At 64.0% G+C, this 17,805-nt stretch carries 18 protein-coding genes and 1 tRNA gene; 6 read left to right on the plus strand and 13 right to left on the minus strand.

Translation table 11 applies throughout. The features are described from left to right. Positions 1–110: 110 nt before the first annotated feature. From H4O10_RS10465 to H4O10_RS10500, 8 genes are all read right to left on the minus strand, one after another. Complete coding sequence (locus H4O10_RS10465) at positions 111–1,793, minus strand: DUF5906 domain-containing protein (protein ID WP_146256925.1); 1,683 nt, start codon at positions 1,791–1,793, stop codon at positions 111–113. Positions 1,794–1,925: 132 nt separating this feature from the next. Then, the gene (locus H4O10_RS22270) at positions 1,926–2,186 is read right to left on the minus strand and encodes a hypothetical protein (RefSeq protein ID WP_146256924.1); all 261 of its coding nucleotides are present in this window, start codon (positions 2,184–2,186) and stop codon (positions 1,926–1,928) included. A gap of 535 nt (positions 2,187–2,721) precedes the next feature. Continuing rightward, positions 2,722–3,564, minus strand: a complete 843-nt coding sequence (locus H4O10_RS10475; protein WP_111118659.1) for a hypothetical protein — start codon at positions 3,562–3,564, stop codon at positions 2,722–2,724. Continuing rightward, the gene (locus H4O10_RS10480) at positions 3,557–4,216 is read right to left on the minus strand and encodes a DNA N-6-adenine-methyltransferase (protein ID WP_111118658.1); all 660 of its coding nucleotides are present in this window, start codon (positions 4,214–4,216) and stop codon (positions 3,557–3,559) included. Before H4O10_RS10480 ends, H4O10_RS10475 begins: the two co-directional genes overlap by 8 nt. A 108-nt stretch (positions 4,217–4,324) precedes the next feature. Beyond that, positions 4,325–4,576, minus strand: a complete 252-nt coding sequence (locus H4O10_RS10485; RefSeq protein WP_239502933.1) for a hypothetical protein — start codon at positions 4,574–4,576, stop codon at positions 4,325–4,327. A gap of 206 nt (positions 4,577–4,782) precedes the next feature. Continuing rightward, on the minus strand, positions 4,783–5,514 hold the full coding sequence (locus H4O10_RS10490; RefSeq protein WP_111118657.1) for a hypothetical protein: 732 nt from the start codon (positions 5,512–5,514) through the stop codon (positions 4,783–4,785). Further along, a complete protein-coding gene (locus tag H4O10_RS10495; RefSeq protein WP_111118656.1) occupies positions 5,514–7,037 on the minus strand; it encodes a site-specific integrase in 1,524 nt (507 codons plus the stop codon). The genes H4O10_RS10490 and H4O10_RS10495 overlap by 1 nt, the downstream gene beginning before the upstream one ends. An 83-nt stretch (positions 7,038–7,120) precedes the next feature. Then, positions 7,121–7,210: transfer RNA gene (locus tag H4O10_RS10500), tRNA-Ser, on the minus strand. A 124-nt stretch (positions 7,211–7,334) separates the two neighbouring features. Here H4O10_RS10500 and H4O10_RS22275 point away from each other — a divergent pair. Then, positions 7,335–7,973, plus strand: a complete 639-nt coding sequence (locus H4O10_RS22275; RefSeq protein ID WP_254048310.1) for a DUF4241 domain-containing protein — start codon at positions 7,335–7,337, stop codon at positions 7,971–7,973. Continuing rightward, the gene (locus H4O10_RS22280) at positions 7,858–8,532 is read left to right on the plus strand and encodes a DUF4241 domain-containing protein (protein ID WP_254048311.1); all 675 of its coding nucleotides are present in this window, start codon (positions 7,858–7,860) and stop codon (positions 8,530–8,532) included. Before H4O10_RS22275 ends, H4O10_RS22280 begins: the two co-directional genes overlap by 116 nt. Here H4O10_RS22280 and H4O10_RS10510 read toward each other — a convergent pair. Next, complete coding sequence (locus H4O10_RS10510; protein ID WP_005410175.1) at positions 8,489–9,481, minus strand: LysR family transcriptional regulator; 993 nt, start codon at positions 9,479–9,481, stop codon at positions 8,489–8,491. The genes H4O10_RS22280 and H4O10_RS10510 overlap by 44 nt on opposite strands. A 127-nt stretch (positions 9,482–9,608) precedes the next feature. Here H4O10_RS10510 and H4O10_RS10515 point away from each other — a divergent pair, with 127 nt between their 5' ends. Both H4O10_RS10515 and H4O10_RS10520 read left to right on the plus strand, forming a co-directional pair. Next, positions 9,609–10,196: an NAD(P)H-dependent oxidoreductase gene (locus H4O10_RS10515; protein WP_012480714.1), complete on the plus strand. Its 588-nt coding sequence runs from the start codon at positions 9,609–9,611 to the stop codon at positions 10,194–10,196. A gap of 187 nt (positions 10,197–10,383) precedes the next feature. Further along, on the plus strand, positions 10,384–10,734 hold the full coding sequence (locus H4O10_RS10520; RefSeq protein WP_005413863.1) for a hypothetical protein: 351 nt from the start codon (positions 10,384–10,386) through the stop codon (positions 10,732–10,734). A gap of 123 nt (positions 10,735–10,857) precedes the next feature. Here H4O10_RS10520 and serS read toward each other — a convergent pair whose 3' ends face one another. Next, positions 10,858–12,138 (minus strand): serine--tRNA ligase, encoded by a 1,281-nt coding sequence (serS, locus tag H4O10_RS10525; RefSeq protein ID WP_005410178.1) that lies wholly within the window; start codon positions 12,136–12,138, stop codon positions 10,858–10,860. Positions 12,139–12,251: 113 nt separating this feature from the next. Here serS and H4O10_RS10530 point away from each other — a divergent pair, with 113 nt between their 5' ends. Together H4O10_RS10530 and H4O10_RS10535 are read left to right on the plus strand one after the other, a co-directional pair. Beyond that, a complete protein-coding gene (locus H4O10_RS10530; protein ID WP_033835298.1) occupies positions 12,252–12,890 on the plus strand; it encodes an energy transducer TonB in 639 nt (212 codons plus the stop codon). A 119-nt stretch (positions 12,891–13,009) separates the two neighbouring features. Then, complete coding sequence (locus H4O10_RS10535) at positions 13,010–13,582, plus strand: energy transducer TonB (protein WP_012480716.1); 573 nt, start codon at positions 13,010–13,012, stop codon at positions 13,580–13,582. Positions 13,583–13,908: 326 nt separating this feature from the next. On the opposite strand, the gene aroA is transcribed toward H4O10_RS10535, so the two are convergent. From aroA to serC, 3 genes are all read right to left on the minus strand, one after another. Beyond that, positions 13,909–15,216 carry a 3-phosphoshikimate 1-carboxyvinyltransferase gene (gene aroA, locus H4O10_RS10540; RefSeq protein WP_012480718.1) on the minus strand — a complete coding sequence of 436 codons (1,308 nt, stop codon included), beginning with the start codon at positions 15,214–15,216 and terminating at the stop codon, positions 13,909–13,911. Positions 15,217–15,292: 76 nt separating this feature from the next. Continuing rightward, on the minus strand, positions 15,293–16,498 hold the full coding sequence (gene pheA, locus H4O10_RS10545) for a prephenate dehydratase (protein ID WP_024956386.1): 1,206 nt from the start codon (positions 16,496–16,498) through the stop codon (positions 15,293–15,295). 51 nt (positions 16,499–16,549) lie between these two features. Continuing rightward, entirely contained in the window at positions 16,550–17,635 is a 1,086-nt protein-coding gene (gene serC / locus H4O10_RS10550) for a 3-phosphoserine/phosphohydroxythreonine transaminase (protein WP_012480720.1), read from the minus strand. Between the last annotated feature and the right edge of the window lie 170 nt (positions 17,636–17,805).

Here is a 17,805-nt window from a genome sequence, read left to right on the forward strand (position 1 = left end):
TCTAGGTCTGGATGAGAGATAGGGCCAACGCTTCCTCCCGCCGTTGACGGCATTCAGTCCCCGCCTCTCTGCAAGCCAGTGAGCCGCAAAACGATTGCTGTGGAACTTGCTCACACAGGCGTTTCCAAATCTGCCATGTCCCGCAGCGGCTTGATGCCAGCAATCCGAATCTCGGCCACACGTGGCTTCTTGCCCCCATGGGAGATTTGGTAGATACCGGCCTCGGGGAACTTCTCGCGAACGCGCTTCCAGAAGTCCTCCGCGTTGACCGGCTTCTTGCCCAGTTCTTCCAACACGTATTGGCGGTAGTCGGCGTAAATGGCCGTCTTGTCGGTGCAAACACCGCTGTCGTAGGAAGCGTCTCGGTCGGCCATGTAGGCCATGGTCGTGTCCGATTCCATTCGGTTCTGCTCGGCCAGCGCCAGCACGGCGTCGGGCAGCTTTTCGGAAAACCCGCCACGCTCCATGAGGCGCAGCGCTCCTTCCAGCACCCAGTCCAGCACCTGGGCCATTTCCTCCTCGCTTTCGGTGATCTGAAGGTGGAAGTCAGGCTCACGCTTCTTTCCATTTCCACCGTTCGCTCCCTCATGGGTCTTCTCACCCATCCGAACATTGAAGGGGATGGCCAGGACCTTTCGCCAGAACCCGTGCTCATGCCCGGAAACCGTGAACCAGGAGTTGACGCTGGCGAACAGGGTGCCGATTGGGAGCGTGGTGTATGCGTCCTTGCGCTTGGCCTCGACTTGGATCGGGTCACGGGAAATGAGCGCTTTCAGGACTTCCTGGATGGATGCGGCAAGAACCTTTGGCGTCTCCGTGACAATGTAGGCGCTCTTGCCCACCAGTGGGGCCATGGCGAAGGTTCCGTCCAGCTTCTCCAGACGCAGCGACACGTTGCGGGGGTGAAGGGCGCGCAGGATGTGGAGGAACGTGGATTTGCCATTGCTACCCGACCCGACCAGGAAGAAGGCCTTCTCAAAGCAAATCGACATCAACGAGCTGGCCACCACCTCCTGAAGGAGTGCACGCACCTCCAGGTCGGGCTGAAAGAGATCCAGGTATTGACCGAACTTCGAACTGGGATCCAGCGGCTTGGGAGTGTAGTAGCCATCGCCGTCAACCTGATCCATCCGCAGCGTGGCAGGAACCTGGTAAGTGATTCCATGCCCCTTGGTGGCCGCGAGGACCCGAATGCGCGTCCTAGACGGCGTCTCGTCGTTTTGAAACAGGAGTGCTTGGCGCGGGCCCAAACTCTGTCCATAGGTGGCGGAGAAAACGTCCTGATCAACGACCTCTTCTCCAACCGCCGCTGCGCGAGCACAACGCGGTTCGTCAGGCTTGACGATCTCCAGGTAGCCCCCCTTGAGGGGAACGATGGCCCTGCGATCAGACTTTTTGGGCAACCAGCATTTCCGATCCCCCATCAACTCAAGCACCGCCGTGTTCATGCAACTGGTTGCATGACCTGCGTTCGCCTTGTCCTTGCGCTCCAATCGCAGCCAGGAAAGCGCCTTGGCCGCCATGTCCTTCTCCGAGCAACGGTCCCAGTAGCCTTGCTCTGGAAGCCAACGGAAGAAGCTGCAGTCGTCGTCGCCATCCGGCAGCTTGCCTCCGATCGCATACTCCTCCGTCGCTTTCAAGTAGTCGGCAAAGTCGGCCTCGAATGCTTGATCGCTCAAGGTTGCCTTGGGCGCTGGTGCTCCAAAAGCTGCTTTGCGGGCTGCATTCCCGCGGAAGGAAAGGACGTTGCTGGGGCGCCCGTTGACACCCGAGGTTGGTGTTGTATCGTTCATGTGTGTGTGTTGTCCATTTTCGAACCCCGGTTGGCGCCGGGGTTTTTTGTTGATTACGCGGCCTGCCGCACGCGACTCATCCACTCCACCAGCGCTTGACGCATGGCTTCCGATGAAGTCTTGCCTTGGGCATCAGCCGCCGCTTGAAGCCGCCGCTTGAACGCTCGACTCACCCGCGCCTTCAGCATTTCGTCTCGCGGTTGCGTCGCCTTCTTCGATGTGGGGGAGTTCGTCATTGCTCGTTTCCTGGGTGATGTGGTCCCGTTGTGGCCACAACCCCATCCAAACAGAGCTCACGAACTTGTCCAGATCGACTTCTTGACTAAAACCAATATCTGTTGCCTCAACAGCATTTTTTGCATAAACGAGAGGCAATTCACGCTTTTCAGCCAAGGTGTAACAGGTGCTTGTTACACCCCTTGTTACGGCTGAAACCCTGACCAGACAAGGGTTGTCACGGGTGTAACAGGTGTAACAAGTAGATCCATTGATTTGGAAAAAGTGATTGGCCTTGACGCCAAAATCTCTGATGCAGCTGCAAGTAATGCCTACCCACCCGTTACACCCGTTACACGCGCCTTCGCCTCTGCAAAGCCATTGAATCCATTGGAGATACTGCCGTAACAAGCACTTGTGACGGGTGTAACGGGTGCTTGTTACGTCTCCGAGAAGATCACTCTTCGCCATCGGCGCCACTCGCGGATGACAAAGAACTTTCCGCACACCCGCACGCAGCTGCCGGTCGCTTCGCGCCGGCTTCTGAAAAGCGGCGATGGAAGAAGGTGCATCCGCCTTCGGCGCGATAGCCACAGGCCCGGCTGGGCACCACCGGCGTCAACCATCACTGGAACCCGGCAAGGGTTGAGCCCTGGGCGAACCGCACGCCTGCTCTGACTGGGACACTGCCCTATCCGCAACCATTTGCTTGTTACACATCGCCCCGCACGAGTTCGAATGGGCAATCCTCGCGACACTCCGACACAAACACCGGCACCAACAGGTGACGCTGAGCGATGGCGTCTTTGCATTCCACGTGAACGGCTCCGATGGGGCGCTCCCAGACCAACTGATTGATCAACAGCTGGAGAGCGGTCATTGCAGCGCAGAGCGGATCCCTGTCGTTGGCCGACACCACCAGGTCCATCAACGCGTCCGGATCGTTGGATTGGCTCCAAAGAAGGGCGTGGACACGGGCCAGAAGCAGCGTTCCAGCACCGCAGGTGAAATCGTTGATCAGCGGTTCCTGACACCCATCGCCCAAACCCCTGGGAAGAAACCTCATCGCGCCCTGTGCAAGAGCCCACGGGGTGAAGTCCTGGCAATCCCTTCTCTTCTGACCCGATCCCGCCAACTCGTTGAACACCCACCCCAGGATGCACTCAAACGGCTCAGCGCTTTCGATGGCGGCGATGTAGGCGTCGGCCACCTCTGCCCCCCAATCCCCGTCTTCAAGATCCACGTCGCTGAGCAGGCCCACGTCCATCCAAGGCAACACCGATACCCCCACCCCGTTTTTGCGCTTTTCCAGCTGCTTGTGAACGGCCGCCCTAAGACCGTATGCCACGAATTTGGACATGCGTTCGCGAGGCGAGAGGGCAGGAATGCAGTTGACGGCCTTCACCAGCCGTTTGTAAGCCTGCGCCTTCTTTTGAAGTTCCCGTTCCTCCCATGCCTTCGCAACATTGATTGCGCCATCGCACCCCTCAACCCTGCCTTCCATATCGCTCATCCACTGAAGGATATGGAGGGCTGCTTTGGTCTGGTTACTCATCGTTCGCACTCCCCTGGTTCGTAGTGGCCACCTGCGCCACCCGCTGGAGGGCAAAGAACTCCCCGCGCAGCACACCGCTTGCCTGCGCTTGCTGAAGGTGACCGGCTGCGCGCTTGCCGTAAGCCACCACCAACGATCCCGACGGCGCTGCCGTGCCGATGGTTCCGTCGGGACGCACAAACTTCAGCCGCCCGCGGGTAAACAGGATCGCCGTCACGTTGGGGTGGGAAAGCACGCAGTCGTGCATCCATCCCGTCTCCATGCTGACCGGCACCAGGGCGATACCGCCGCCGGGATGGTTGGCCAGCTTGCTCAGCCATTTCTCCATGCCCTTGCCGTAGGGCGGGTTCATCCAGACGAATGCCTGCTCGGGCCACGGCGTGAGCAGGCCGTCATGGCTTGGCGGGATCATCCGGCGGGCCGTGGGCGCCGGCATCCGCGACGGATCTTCGGGCGTGCAAGGATCGAGGTCAAAGCCGCGCTTTCCCCCCAGCGCCCTGACGATGGCAGGCGGGGTATACCAATCCACGCTCGTGTGGGCCTTGTCGCTTGCCTTGTAGCAAACGGAGGTGACCCGGGTGGGTTTCTGTGCCAGAAGGCGCTTGGAGCGGGCTGCTGCATTGAACGGCAGAACGTTGGACTTGGGCTGCATGAGGATTCTCCAGGCAATGCTCCGCCAGCACGGCTGCGTTGCCGCGTTGAAGGAATAGGTTTTGGGAGTTGGGCTTGAACTAGCCCGAGAGGCGCTGCTGGCGGCGGGTTACCACCAAGAGTGGTGGAACACGTCCCAACCGTCGTTGATCAATGCGCGGGCCTGCGCCATGAAGTCCAGATCTTCTTCAGGTTGATCGGGATCCGATTCACCGAAGAAGAAGGTCTCCGTATGGGGCAGCCGCTCATCGAGGACCGTCTGCTCCAATGCGTCGAGGCCTGCCGCTCCGAGAAACACGCGAACCATGTTGAACTCAAACGGCTCAGAGCACCCCGTCCGGGCAATGTGCAGTCCGAACATCCAGCCGTGGGGGTTGGGATGGCATCGCCACTGAAGAACACCTGCCCCTCGCACGACGTCTCCTCCTTGCGGATCGTCCCCCCATACATATCAAGGCCCATCTTGCTGCTCCATCGCTCCGACCACCGGGGCGTTGGAGTAATCATCCAAAGTGAGGGCTGCCATAGATACGGATATTGGAGGCCTCCAATTCCATTCAGTTGCCGTTAGAGGCGCCTAGCGCCCTGATGGGGCGTCTTTTGAGGCGCTGACTGCAGGTGCTCGTCCAATACTTGCCTACTAACCTGAGCGCGGGTGGTTTCCAACCGTTGCGCTAAATCGCGGAAGTAAGCCGCCTGTGCTTTTGCCATCTTGAAGAACGTGTCAGCCCAGGCGCGTTTGATGTCAGGCCTCAGCCAAGGCATGGCAAAGGCATCTGCAAACGTCCTGAAGATGACTTTACAGTTGTTCGCACGTCCAAGCTCCTGTATCTGTTGAAGGAGCGCATCGGAGATGTCTTTGCCGGACAGAGGCTCCACAATCACTCGCTGCGCTCCGGACGACTTGACCAGCAAGAAGGGCAACTTAGCTGTGAGCAAGGTATCGGGACTGGTTCCGCGTTCCGTCAGCGGCTTCCAGTAGCCCTCCCCCCTTAGCCAGTCGGCCCAGTCCATTAACCTGGATAGGGTAGTGGCCCTCTTGCGAGTCCCTTTGACCTCGAACAGATGACCCTTGGGAGGGTGCTGTTGGAGCAGTGTCTCCAACTGGCCAGTGCTGATGGCGAGAACACCGGCGGCTTCGTTGAAAGTCAGTTCAAGATCCAAGATGGGACGCCTCAGCCCGTGGCGACGCTGTTCTTTGACGGCCCTCTCCATACCTCCCACCGTCTGCGTCCCCGTGAGCTTTCCAAGAAACCGCTCGACCGCACGGCGGTAGGCGTCCGCAGCACTGAGGGCCATTAGTTCCGCTCCCTCCCCTTACCACCGGCCTTCGTAGAGCGTGCGGAGGTATTGCTGCTGCGCCGCCCGACCTTGCGCGCCGGCAGGGTGCGCAGCGCCTCCAGGTCGATCCCGTAATCTAGGACACCCAAAGCTGGCGTTCCTCCGGCACCGTTGAGCTTCTCACTCACCGTAAAGGGCCTGCTGTAAGTCGCGTGGTGTTCGTCGTCCAATTCGTGGCCGACGATTTGGGCTCGCATCTCAGAGGCCACACCGCTGCCCTGCATCTCCTGAATCACGGTCTTTCGGAGACTATGGAAACCGCGCTTTGCTTTCGGCCACCCTCCGCTGTGCTTCTGAAGGTAGTAGCTGAACGCCTTCGATATCCAGTTCCCCGCTCCATTCTTCGCCTTGCTGTCGGCCTGCGGAAACAACCGCCAGTCCCCGCTCTCCCTTCGTTCGGCGACGTAGTCCAAGAAACCGAGCTTGATCAGGTCGGGATGCAACGGGACGACCCGATTGGAAACATCGGTCTTCAACCGCTGATCCTCCCCCTCATCGGTAAACCGTATGCACGGGATTCGCTCCTCTTCCTTGACGTCGAGGGTAAACAGCTGCCCCACCTCACCCGCCCGGGCGCCCGTATACAGGCCCAACAAAGCCGCCCAGCGCGCTCCCGTTGAAAGCTGCTTGAAGCTATCGGGCGCGAAGAGTTGATGAACCTGATCCAAGGTAAAGGCCTGGAAGCCAAACTTCCTGCGCTTGCGCTTCTCGGCCATCGAAACGCTGACATGACCTGCGGCGACGTTGTCTCCCTTGAGCACATAGCCTGAAGCCATTGCCCAAGTGAAGAATCCTCTCTTTCCTGCGAGGTAGCTCTGGCGATTGTTGAGCGTACAACGCGTTAACCCGCGCTTGGCCAAATGGTCGTAGAAGCGGGCCATCTCAGGCCGCGTGATGGTGTGCAGCTCGCGCTCGGCGCCCAAGAACTCGATCAGCTCTGTCACGGGAAGCAGTTTGATGCCGACCGTTTTGACCTCGATGTCCTCGGCGGCGACTTTATCCTGCCAGATTCGCTTCGCATCGATCAGGCTGATGGTCTCAGATGGCAGGGGCTGCGCCGCCGCTGATTCCAACGGGTTTGGCCCAGCCGCCGCCGGAACTGCACCCGCATCACGGAAGTGGAACTTGCCGATTTCTTCCAGCGCCTCCATTGCTCGAGCGTGGTCGGCCGCATCCGTGGTCCGAAGACGGAAGCCCGGCAAGTCAATTTCATAACGCCGAGAGCCGTTCTCCGCGACGCTGCGCAGAACATCCTCAACCGTGAGTCCCTTCTTGGTCATGCACCCATCCCTGATCGCATCGAATGCTTGAGCATAACGCTGTGCGATGGCCAAGGCAGCCACTCTTGCGCTATGCAGGTGGATGCCCAGGGGATGCTTGACGAAGGGTTTGCCGACGATGCCGCGCATGTCCGTCGGAACGCGCATGCGAAACTGGTAACGACCAGTGGAAGAGCGAGTGAGATAGCTTGGTAATCGCATCGGAGTTGTGCCCCGATTTGTGCCCCAAGCCGCCCTTCAAGACCCTAAAAAATGTTGTTTAAAAACAAACACTTACCAAGGATTGGCGGAGAGAGTGGGATTCGAACCCACGGAAGGTTTAACCCTTCGCCGGTTTTCAAGACCGGTGCCTTAAACCGCTCGGCCATCTCTCCAATCGGGTCCCGGTCGCCCGGGCAGCGGCGTATTCTCGCACGTGAAGCGCATTTGCCCAAGACCACCCTTGCCCCCGCCCTTCGCATCCGGCACGGTGGGGCCTTCACTGCAATCGGAGCCGCCATGGCCCACCTCGATCTGGCCAACCTGCGCACCACCCTGCTGGACGACACCCAGCTGGCCGCAATGGCCCTGCACCGTACGTTCGCCGGGCACCTGCCGGTCAGCAGTGGGCATCTGGTGGTCTGCGATCCGCTGGTCCAGGCCGAGGCGCCTGCGCTGGCCGACTACACCGCCCCACTGGGCCGGCATCCGGTTGAGATCATCGTGCACAGCGGCCGCCCGGCGCTGGCCGTGGTCTGGTTCAAGCCCCGCGAAGCCCTCACTGCGTCTGCCCTGCACTGGCAGATGGCGCGCTGGACCACGCAGGACCTGACCGGACTGGATGAGGACAGCTTCATCGGCTACCCGGTCGACGCCGGCATCGGCTGCTTCATGGATACCGACACCCAGCAGGCACTGCTGGCCCTGATCGAACAGGCCGATGGCGACGAAGGCAGCGAGTGGTCTGATGCACTGATCGACCATGACGGCCTGGATGAGGGCGCCGAATACCGCCCCCTGGGGCGAGGACTCACCGCATGGCCTGGTCGTATTCACCAGCGGCTGGGGCGACGGCGTCTATCCGAGCTACTGGGCGCTGGATACCTCCGGCGTTCCGGTCGCTCTGGTCACCGATTTCCTGTGCATCCAGGGCGGTGATGGGCGCGACGAGCGCGAGATCGCCGACCAGGCCTATCGCGACAGTCTTCCGCCCGAAGAAGCCGAAGCACTGGCACGACTGGTAGCGGCGGTGGAACGCGATGATGCGAACGCACTGCGCGACCTGCTGAAGGATGCGCCACAGCGCGCCAACCAGATCGAACCCGGTTGCGGCGGCACCGCCGTGTTCGAGGCAATCCGTCTGGAGCGCCCAGAGGCGTTGCGGGTACTGCTGCAAGGCGGCGCGTTGCCGGCAATGCCCGAGCGGCTGCACATGAGCAAGGTGACCAGCTACCTGGACTACGCGCGCTTCCTGAAGAAGCCACGCAGCGCGGAACTGATGGCGGTGCTGGAAGCACCGGTCATTGCCGAGCCCACACCCGCCGCCCCCCCCGCGGCGCAGCTTCTGGGACCGGCTGTTCGGCCGGAACTGACCGGGGCCGGAAAGCAGCAACGCCGGGCATGGCCCGGCGCTACCGTTTCACAGATTGGCGGTGCAGGTGCGGGTAGGTGCCTCAGCCCGCGTCCACCGCCAACGCACCCAGTGCACTGGCCTTGATCCGCTCCTTGGCCTTTTCACAGGCGCCACCGCAATCCAGGCGCGAGGCCTCCAGCTGCGGCGGCAGATGTTCGGCCAGGAAGTCGATGAACACGCGCACCGCCGGCAGAAGTCCGCGGCGCGAGGCGAACACGGCATGGCACACGCCCTGCGGCAGCGACCAGTCCGGCAGCACCACTTCCAGCTCGCCGTTGCGCACGGCGTCGGCGCACACGGTTTCCGGCAGCATGGTGATGCCGAAACCGTCCTTCACCATGCTCTGCAGCAGCGGGAAGTCGAAGCCGGCCACGCGCGGCTGCAGGTCGACCCGGCGCACTTCGCCTTCCGGCCCGTGCAGCTCCCAGCGTTGGCGGGCTTCGTCTTCGCTGATGCTGAGGGTGACGTGCTGGGTCAATTCTTCCGGATCCTTCGGCCGGCCGGCGCGGTCCAGGTACTTCGGGCTGGCCACCAGCAATTCCTGCACCTGGCCGAAGCTGCGCATCACCAGGCTGCCGTCATCGTCCAGGCGCGAACGCACGCGCAGGGCCACGTCGTAGCCTTCGTTGATGATGTCCACGCGGCGGTTGCTGATGTTCAGCTGCAGGCGCACCTTCGGGTACTGCTCAAGGAACTTGGGCAGCAGCTTGGGCAGCTGCATCTGCGCCAGCGACACCGGCACGCTGGCCCGGACCACGCCGCGCGGTTCCGCGCTGAGGCGGTCCACCACTTCGCGGGCGGCCTGGGCCTCGGCCAGCATCGTCTGCGCATGGCGGTGCACGCTGGTGCCGACGTCGGTGACCGCGAAACGACGCGTGGAGCGCTGCAGCAGGCGCACGCCCAGGTCGGTTTCCAGCTGGCTGATGCGGCGGCTCAGTCGCGACTTGGGGATACCCAAGGCGCGCTCGGCGGCGGCGAATCCGCCGTGGTCGACCACCATCGCGAAGTAGTACAGATCATTCAGGTCATGCATGCCCGAGTTCCATATCTAGAACAATACGTGGCATTCAATCACCTTTATTCCGCCTTTGCAACAACCTATCGTTCTCTCCGTCGGCGGGGCCACCCCGCCCCTTCCTTCCAGAACATAGGTGACTGCCATGAAGCTTCTGCATCTCGACGCCAGCGTGCTTGGCGACAATTCCGTCTCGCGCCAGCTGTCGGCCGCCGTGGTCGCCCGCTTCACGGGCCAGATCGATGGCCTGCAGGTCGATTATCGCGATCTTGACGCCAATCCGGTACCGCATCTGCGCAGCAGCTCGCTGGCCAGGACCGATGCCGCCGAGGCGACCGATGCTGAACAGGTGATGCAGCAGTTCCTGGACGCCGACATCGTGGTGATCGGCGCGCCGATGTACAACTTCAGCATTCCTTCCACGCTGAAGGCCTGGATCGACCGCGTGGCCGTGGCCGGCCGCACCTTCAAGTACACCGAGAACGGCCCGGTGGGCCTGGCCAGTGGCAAGCGGGTGATCATCGCCAGCAGCCGCGGCGGCATCTACACCGACTCGCCGGCCGACTTCCAGGAGCCGTTCCTGCGCCAGGTGTTCGCCTTCATGGGCATCAACGAGGTCGAGTTCGTGCGCGCCGAGGGCATCGCCTACTCGCCGCAGCACCGTGAAGACGCCATTGCCGGTGCACTGGCAGCTCTGCCGTCGCACGAAGTGGTCGAAGCTGTCGCTGCATAAGCGTTCCAGCGTTCGGCGCCGCTCTCTCCTCGTCGAGGCGCTGAACGCGGGCCGTGGATCCCCTCCCCCATCCCGGCCCACCCTGGCGGCCCCGCTTTGCGGGGCCGTTTTTTTTGCGTCAGTAGATCCACGCCATGCGTGGATTCGGTGCCATGCGCGGTGCTCACCAGCACGTTAGGCTGGGTGCATGAACTACATCGTGACCACTGCGCACCGCAGCGAATTTCCGCACCCGATCACCCTGCGCCGCGGCCAGGCGCTGGTAGTGGGCGAACGCTATGAAGGCCCGGAGGGCTGGGATGACTGGTTCCTGTGCGAGGCCGAGGGGCAGCACCCCGGTTTCGTGCCGGCGCCGGTGATCGGTCGCGACGCGCAGGGTGGCGCGTTTGCCACGGAGGACTACTGCGCGCGGGAACTGGATGTGGATCCCGGGCAGCTGCTGCGTGGGCAGCGCACGCTCAATGGCTGGGCGTGGTGCGTGCCGGAGGCCGGCGACCCGGGATGGGTGCCGTTGGAGAAGGTGCGGGTTGTGGAGTGATCGTGGGGTTCATCCACGCATGGCGTGGATACGGTGCCATGCAAGCATGGCACCCACCAGAGACACAGCGGTGCCATGCAAGCATGGCACCCACCAGAGCCGCAGCACCGCCCGATCAGGGAATCAGGCGATGGTTTCCAGGCCGCCCATGTACGGGCGCAGGGCTTCCGGCACGGTGATGCTGCCGTCGGCGTTCTGGTAGTTCTCCATCACCGCGATCATCGCGCGGCCGACCGCCACGCCCGAGCCGTTCAGGGTATGCGCCAGTTCCGGCTTGCCGGTGGCGGGGTTGCGCCAGCGGGCCTGCATGCGGCGGGCCTGGAAATCACCACAGTTCGAGCACGATGAGATCTCGCGGTAGGTCTCCTGCGACGGCAGCCAGACTTCCAGGTCGTAGGTCTTCACCGCCGAGAAGCCCATGTCGCCGGTGCACAGCAGCACCTTGCGGTACGGCAGGCCCAGCTTTTCCAGCACCACTTCGGCGCAGCGGGTCATGCGCTGGTGTTCGGCATCGCTGTCTTCCGGGCGGCTGATCGAGACCAGCTCGACCTTCTCGAACTGGTGCTGGCGGATCATGCCGCGCACGTCGCGACCACCGCTGCCGGCCTCGGCACGGAAGCACATCGAGTGGGCGGTCATGCGCAACGGCAGGCGTTCGGCGTCCACGATCTCGTCGCGCACGATGTTGGTCAGCGGCACTTCCGAGGTCGGGATCAGGTAACGCGTGGAGTCGCCCACGGCCGTCTTGAACAGGTCGTCCTCGAACTTCGGCAGCTGGCTGGTGCCGCGCAGCGAATCGGCGTTGACCAGCAGCGGCACGTTGGTTTCCTCATAGCCGTGCTCGCCGGTGTGCAGGTCGACCATGAACTGGGCCAGCGCACGGTGCAGGCGCGCGATCGGGCCGCGCAGGACGGTGAAGCGCGAACCGGACAGCTTGGCCGCGGTCTCGCCGTCCAGCCAGCCGTTGCGGGCGCCCAGCTCGACGTGGTCGAGCACCTTGAAATCGAACTGGCGCGGGGTTCCCCAGCGCGACTGCTCGACGTTGTCGTTCTCGTCGGCACCGGCCGGCACGTCATCGGCCGGCAGGTTCGGGATGCCCATCGAGATCGCTTCGATCTTCTCGCGCAGCTCGTCCAGCGCCACTTCCGAGGCCTTCAGCTCGTCGGCGAAGGCTGCGACCTCGGCCATGATGGCCGATACGTCCTCGCCCTTGGCCTTGGCCTGGCCGATGGCCTTGGAACGACTGTTGCGCAGGCTCTGCAGCTCCTGGGTCCGCACCTGGATGCGCTTGCGATCAGCCTCCAGGGACTCCAGGGCAGACACGTCGAGCTCGAAGCCGCGGCTGGTGCGCAGGCGTTCGGCGAGGTCGGCGGGCTGGTGGCGGAGCAGGGCTGGATCAAGCATGGCAGGTGTCGTGGTGGGTATCAGGGATGGGATTATCGCTTGTTATACGGATTTCTGCCGCCCGGTTCATTCCCGCCGTGGCAGAATCGAGCCATTCCGTACTGGTCCGGTCCATGTCTGCACCCCGCTCGTCGTCCGCCAAGTCGTTCACTGTGCATATCCCGCGCAACGCCCTGAAGATCGCCGGCATCGCCTTCGGCGTGGGCGTACTGCTGTTCGTGCTGGTCTGGCTGACCGGCCGCGACAAGGAGTTCTTCCGCGCCGATCCGGCTGCCCAGACCCCGCAGGAAACCGCCCAGATCGAGCCCCTGCCGGAACCGCTGGCCGCTGCCGCCGGTTCCAGCGACATGCCCGATGCCAAGCCGGCACCGGTGGAGGAAGAAGCGCCGAAGCTGGTGGAAACGGCCCCGCCGCCGCCCGCGCCCATGGCTGAAGCGGCCCCGGCTGCACCGGGCCCTGCGCCGGCGGCCACCGGCAACAGCCAGCCGATGCCGATTGCCGGACAGTCGCCGCCACCGTCCTATCCCGCCGCCGCCCTGCGCGCCGGTGAAACCGGTACGGTGGTGGTACGCGTGGACGTGGACGCCACCGGCTATCCGAACAACGCCACGGTGATCCAGCGCAGCGGTTCACGCGAGCTCGACCGTGCCGCCACCGACGCTGTGCGCCGCTGGCGCTTCACTCCGGCGCAAAGCAACGGCCAGGCCGTACCCGGCAGCATTGAAGTGCCGTTCGACTTCAAGACGCAGTAACTGAACACTTCCCGGCAGGCAAACTGAACCCTGCCGGTGGCGTTGACGCAACGCTGACACTCCCCGTCCGTGGCTCGGGCAACACTGCCCACGTCGTCCATTGACGGAAGGAGTTTGCGATGACCGCCACCACCCACGAAGACCTTCATTCGCCGCAGCTGCCGCACGATTCAAGCGCGCAGCACAGGCCCACGTCGCCCTGGATGTGGATCGCGCTGATCGTGGCGATGTTTGCCGGCGCCCTGCTCTGGCTGCGTCATTCGAACCAGGAAGACGTGGCACCGGCGCCGGTCGGTGAGCGCATGCTGCCGGCCCCTGAGCAGCCCGCGGTGACGGATGCAGCGGCCCCTGCCGCGCGCCAGGCAACCCCGGCTACTGCTTCGCGGAAGGCCGCGCCGGCAGTGCGCAATCGTGAAGCCCGCCCGCTGGCCAGCAACCGCATGCCCACCTACCCCGCCGCCGCGCTGCGTAGCGGCGTGCAGGGCAGCGTGATCGCCAGCCTGAATGTCGATACCCGCGGCAATGTTGCCAGCGCTGCGATCGTCTCGCGCAGCGGCGAGCGCAGTCGCGATCTGGATCGTGCGGTGCTCAATACCGTGCAGAACTGGAAGTTCCAGCCGGCGGTGCATGACGGCCGCGCAGTAGCAAGCGTAGTGCGGGTCCCGGTGGATTTCCGTACCGAGCAGCGTTGATCGCGGACGAGGGGTTCGTGATGTTTAGACGGAGGCTCCGGCCTCCGTCCTTTTATGCGGGAAAGCGTGCCAACCAAGGTTGGCACCTACCGGGAGATGTGTGCGTGCCAACCAAGGTTGGCACCTACCGGGAGATGTGTGCGTGCCAACCAAGGTTGGCACCTACCGGGAGATGTGTGCGTGCCAACCAAGGTTGGCACCTACCGGGAGATGTGTGCGTGCCAACCAAGGTTGGCACCTACCGGGAGATGTGAGCATGCCAACCAAGGTTGGCACCTGCCGGGCATTGCGATCCGCCGGGCATGACCCGGCGGATGCAGTGACGATCAGGCCAGGTTGAATCCGGCGCTGCGGGCCAGGCCGTCGAAGTCCGGGAAGGACGTGGCGACGTTGGCGATATCGTTGATGCGCACTTCGCCGTCACTGATCTGGCCGGCAATGGCGAACGCCATGGCGATGCGGTGGTCGCCGTGGCTTTCGATGGTGCCGCTGCCCAGGCGCACGCCACCATGCAGGGTGGCGCCATCTTCGGTTTCGTCCACCTGCATGCCGAGCGCGCGCAGGCCGGTGGCCATCGCTGCGAGACGATCGGATTCCTTCACCCGCAGCTCGGCGGCACCGCTCACCACGGTCTGGCCTTCGGCGGCGGCGGCGGCCACGAACAGCGCGGGGAACTCGTCGATCATGTCCGGCACCAGTGCTTCCGGAATGCGTGCACCCTTCAGCGGGGCGTAGCGCACCACCAGGTCCGCCACCGGTTCACCGCCCTGCTCGGCCGGGTTCTCTTCGGTGATATCCGCGCCCATCAGGCGCAGCGCATGCAACAGACCGGTGCGGCGCGGGTTCAGGCCGACCTGTTTCAGGCGCAGCTCGGAGCCCGGAATGATGCTGGCAGCCACCAGATAGAACGCCGCAGACGAGAAGTCGGCCGGCACCACGATATCCGTGGCACGAAGGCGTTGGCCGCCGCGCAGGCGCGCCTTGCCCGGCGAGAATTCGATGTCCACGCCGAACGCGGACAGCATGCGTTCGGTGTAGTCGCGGGTCGGGTGCGGCTCGACAACGCTGGTTTCGCCCTGTGCGTACAGGCCTGCCAGCAACACCGCCGACTTGATCTGCGCGCTGGCCACCGGCGAGGCGAAGTCGATGCCATGCAGCGTCTGGCCGCCATGCACGTGCAGCGGCGGCGTGCCGTCATCCTGGGTGTCGATCTTCGCGCCCATCTGCGACAGCGGGCCGGTGACGCGGCGCATCGGTCGGCCCGACAGCGACTCGTCGCCGATCAGCGTGCAGTCGAACGCCTGGCCCGCCAGCAACCCGGCCAGCAGGCGCATGCCGGTACCGGCATTGCCGCAGTCCAGCGGTGCGCTGGGTGCCTGCAGACCGTCGATGCCGACGCCGTGCACGATGCGCTGCGACGGGCTGGGGGTTTCGATGCGCACGCCCAGCTGGCTGAAGATGCGCGCGGTAGCGCGGGTATCTTCGCCTTCCAGGAAACCTTCGATATGCGAGGTGCCATCGGCCAGCGCGGCGAACATCACCGAGCGGTGCGAGACCGACTTGTCGCCGGGAATGGTCAGGCTGCCCTGCAGCGGCTGGCCCTTGCGGGCGATCCAGTGTTGCGCGTTGCTCATCGTTCGATCATTCCGTAAACGCCGGCAGCGCCGGCGATGCATCAGGGAGCGGCGGCCAGGGCCGCCGCAGCAGCACTCAGGGCACGGCCACCGGGTAGGAGCCCAGCACCTTGATCTGTGCCGAGTGCGCTTCCAGTTCGGCCAGTGCGGCCTGCATCGGCGCGTCGTCGATGTGGCCGGCCAGGTCGATGAAGAAGCCGTACTCCCACTTGCCGTGGTGCGACGGCCGCGACTCGATGCGGTTCATGCTGATGCCGTGGCGGGCGAACGGGCTGAGCACGTCGAACAGCGCACCGGGCTTGTCATGGATGAACACCAGCACCGAGGTGCGGTCGTGGCCGGAGGTCGGGAAGATGTTGCGGCCCACCACCAGGAAGCGGGTGGTGTTGTCGGCATCGTTCTGGATCGGCTTGGTGACCACCTTCTTCAGGCCGTACACGTGGCCGGCACTCTCGCCGCCGATGGCCGCCGCGTCGTCGGCGTTGCGCGCACGGCGCGCACCTTCGGCGTTGCTGGATACCGGAATCTTCTCGGCCTTCGGCAGGTTGGCGCGCAGCCACGCCGAGGTCTGCATGAACGACTGCGGGTGTGCGTAGATGCGCTCGATGTCCTCGATGCGGCCGCTGCGCGACATCAGGTACTGCTGCACGCGCAGTTCCACTTCGCCACAGATCTTCAGGTTGGAGGTCAGGAACATGTCCAGAGTGATCTGGATGGTGCCCTGCCCCGAATTCTCCACCGGCACCACGCCGAAATCGGCGTTGCCCGCTTCCACTTCCTGGAACACTTCCTCGATGCTGGCCATCGGCAGGCCCAGCGCGGAGCGGCCGAAGTGCTTGAGCACCGCCTGCTGGCTGAAGGTGCCTTCCGGGCCGAGGTAGCCGATCTTCAGCGGCTCCTGCTGGGCCAGGCAGGCCGACATGATCTCGCGGTAGACGTGCACCAGCAGCTCATCGCTGAGCGGGCCTTCGTTGCGGTCCACCACCATCCGCAGCACCTGCGCTTCGCGCTCGGGGCGGTAGTAGTCGACGGCAGCAGCCAGCTTGCCCTTGGCCTTGCCGACCTGGTGGGCGAAACGCGCGCGCTCGGCGATCAGGCTCTGGATGTCGCGGTCGATCTGGTCGATCTTCGAACGCACATCGGCCAGCGCCAGCGGCGCCAGGGTGGGCGCCGGGTTCGACGCAGCCTTGGACGTGCTCTTGCCCTTGGCCTTGGTGGAGGCGCTGTCCTTGGCCGGTTCGGCCTTCTTCGGCACCTTCTTGCTGGATTTGCTGCTTGCCATCGGAATTCCCTGTTGCGGGGCACGCACCCGACGGTGCGCGCCGTTCATTGCTCAACCGTGACGCTGCTGGAAATCGGCCATGAAGGCGACCAGCGCCTCGGCCCCGGCCAGCGGCATGGCGTTGTACAGCGAAGCCCGGATGCCGCCGACCACCTTGTGGCCCTTCAGCGCCAGCAGGCCAGCGGCCTTGGCTTCGGCGACGAAGCGGGCGTCAAGCTCGGCATCGGGCAGGAAGAACGGAATGTTCATGCGCGAACGGGCCGCATATGCGACTTCATTGCGGTAGAAGCCGCCGGAGCCGTCGATGGCGCCGTACACCAGCGCGGCCTTGGCGGCGTTGCGCTTGGCGAATTCGGTCACGCCGCCTTCGGCCAGCATCCACTTGAACACCAGGCCGGCCAGATACCAGTTCCAGGTCGGCGGCGTGTTGAGCATCGAATCGCGGGCGACGTGCGAGCGGTAATCGAAGATGTCCGCGCGCGGCTGGCCACTGCGCTCGAGCAGGTCGCGGCGGATGATCATCACCGCGACGCCGACCGGGCCCAGGTTCTTCTGCGCGCCGGCGTAGATCACGCCATAGCGGCGCACATCCAGCGGTTCGCTGGCGATGGACGAGCTGAAGTCGGCGATCAGCGGGACGTTGCCGGTGTCGGGCACATCACGGAATTCGACGCCGTGGATGGTCTCGTTGGCGGTGATGTGCACGTAGGCGGCATCGCGCGACAGCTGCCAGTCGGCACGCGCCGGCAGCTCGCGGTAGCCGTTGGCCTCGCTGCTGGCGGCAATGTTGACGTCGACGTAGACCCCGGCCTGCTTGACCGCCGTCTTGCCCCAGTGGCCACTAACCACGTAATCGGCACGCTGGCCCGGGGCGGCGAAGTTGAGCGGGATCAGTGCCTGCTGGGTGGTGGCGCCACCGGACAGGAACAGCACCGCATAGTCGTCGGGGATGTCGAGCAGGCGACGCAGGTCGGCCTCGGCTTCGGCAGCCACGGACATGAATTCCGCGCCGCGATGGCTCATTTCCACGATCGAAGCGCCGGACCCGTGCCAGTCCAGCATTTCCGCCTGCGCCTGGCGCAGGACCGATTCCGGCAAGGTCGCAGGGCCGGCACTGAAGTTGAACGCGCGCGTCATGTCACACCTGTGGGGCAAGACCCCTAGTATGCCGCAGTGCACCAGCCTTGCGGCCTTGTGGCGCAAGGGAAATTTGGTTTCATTGGAATCCATTGGCGACGCGACCGGGTAGTGCCGGCCGCTGGCCGGCAACCTCATGGATTCGGGGCGGCGGTTGCCGGCCAGCGGCC

The sequence above is a fragment of the Stenotrophomonas sp. I18B00994 genome, from assembly GCF_014145825.1.
Taxonomy (GTDB): Bacteria; Pseudomonadota; Gammaproteobacteria; order Xanthomonadales; family Xanthomonadaceae; genus Stenotrophomonas; species Stenotrophomonas maltophilia.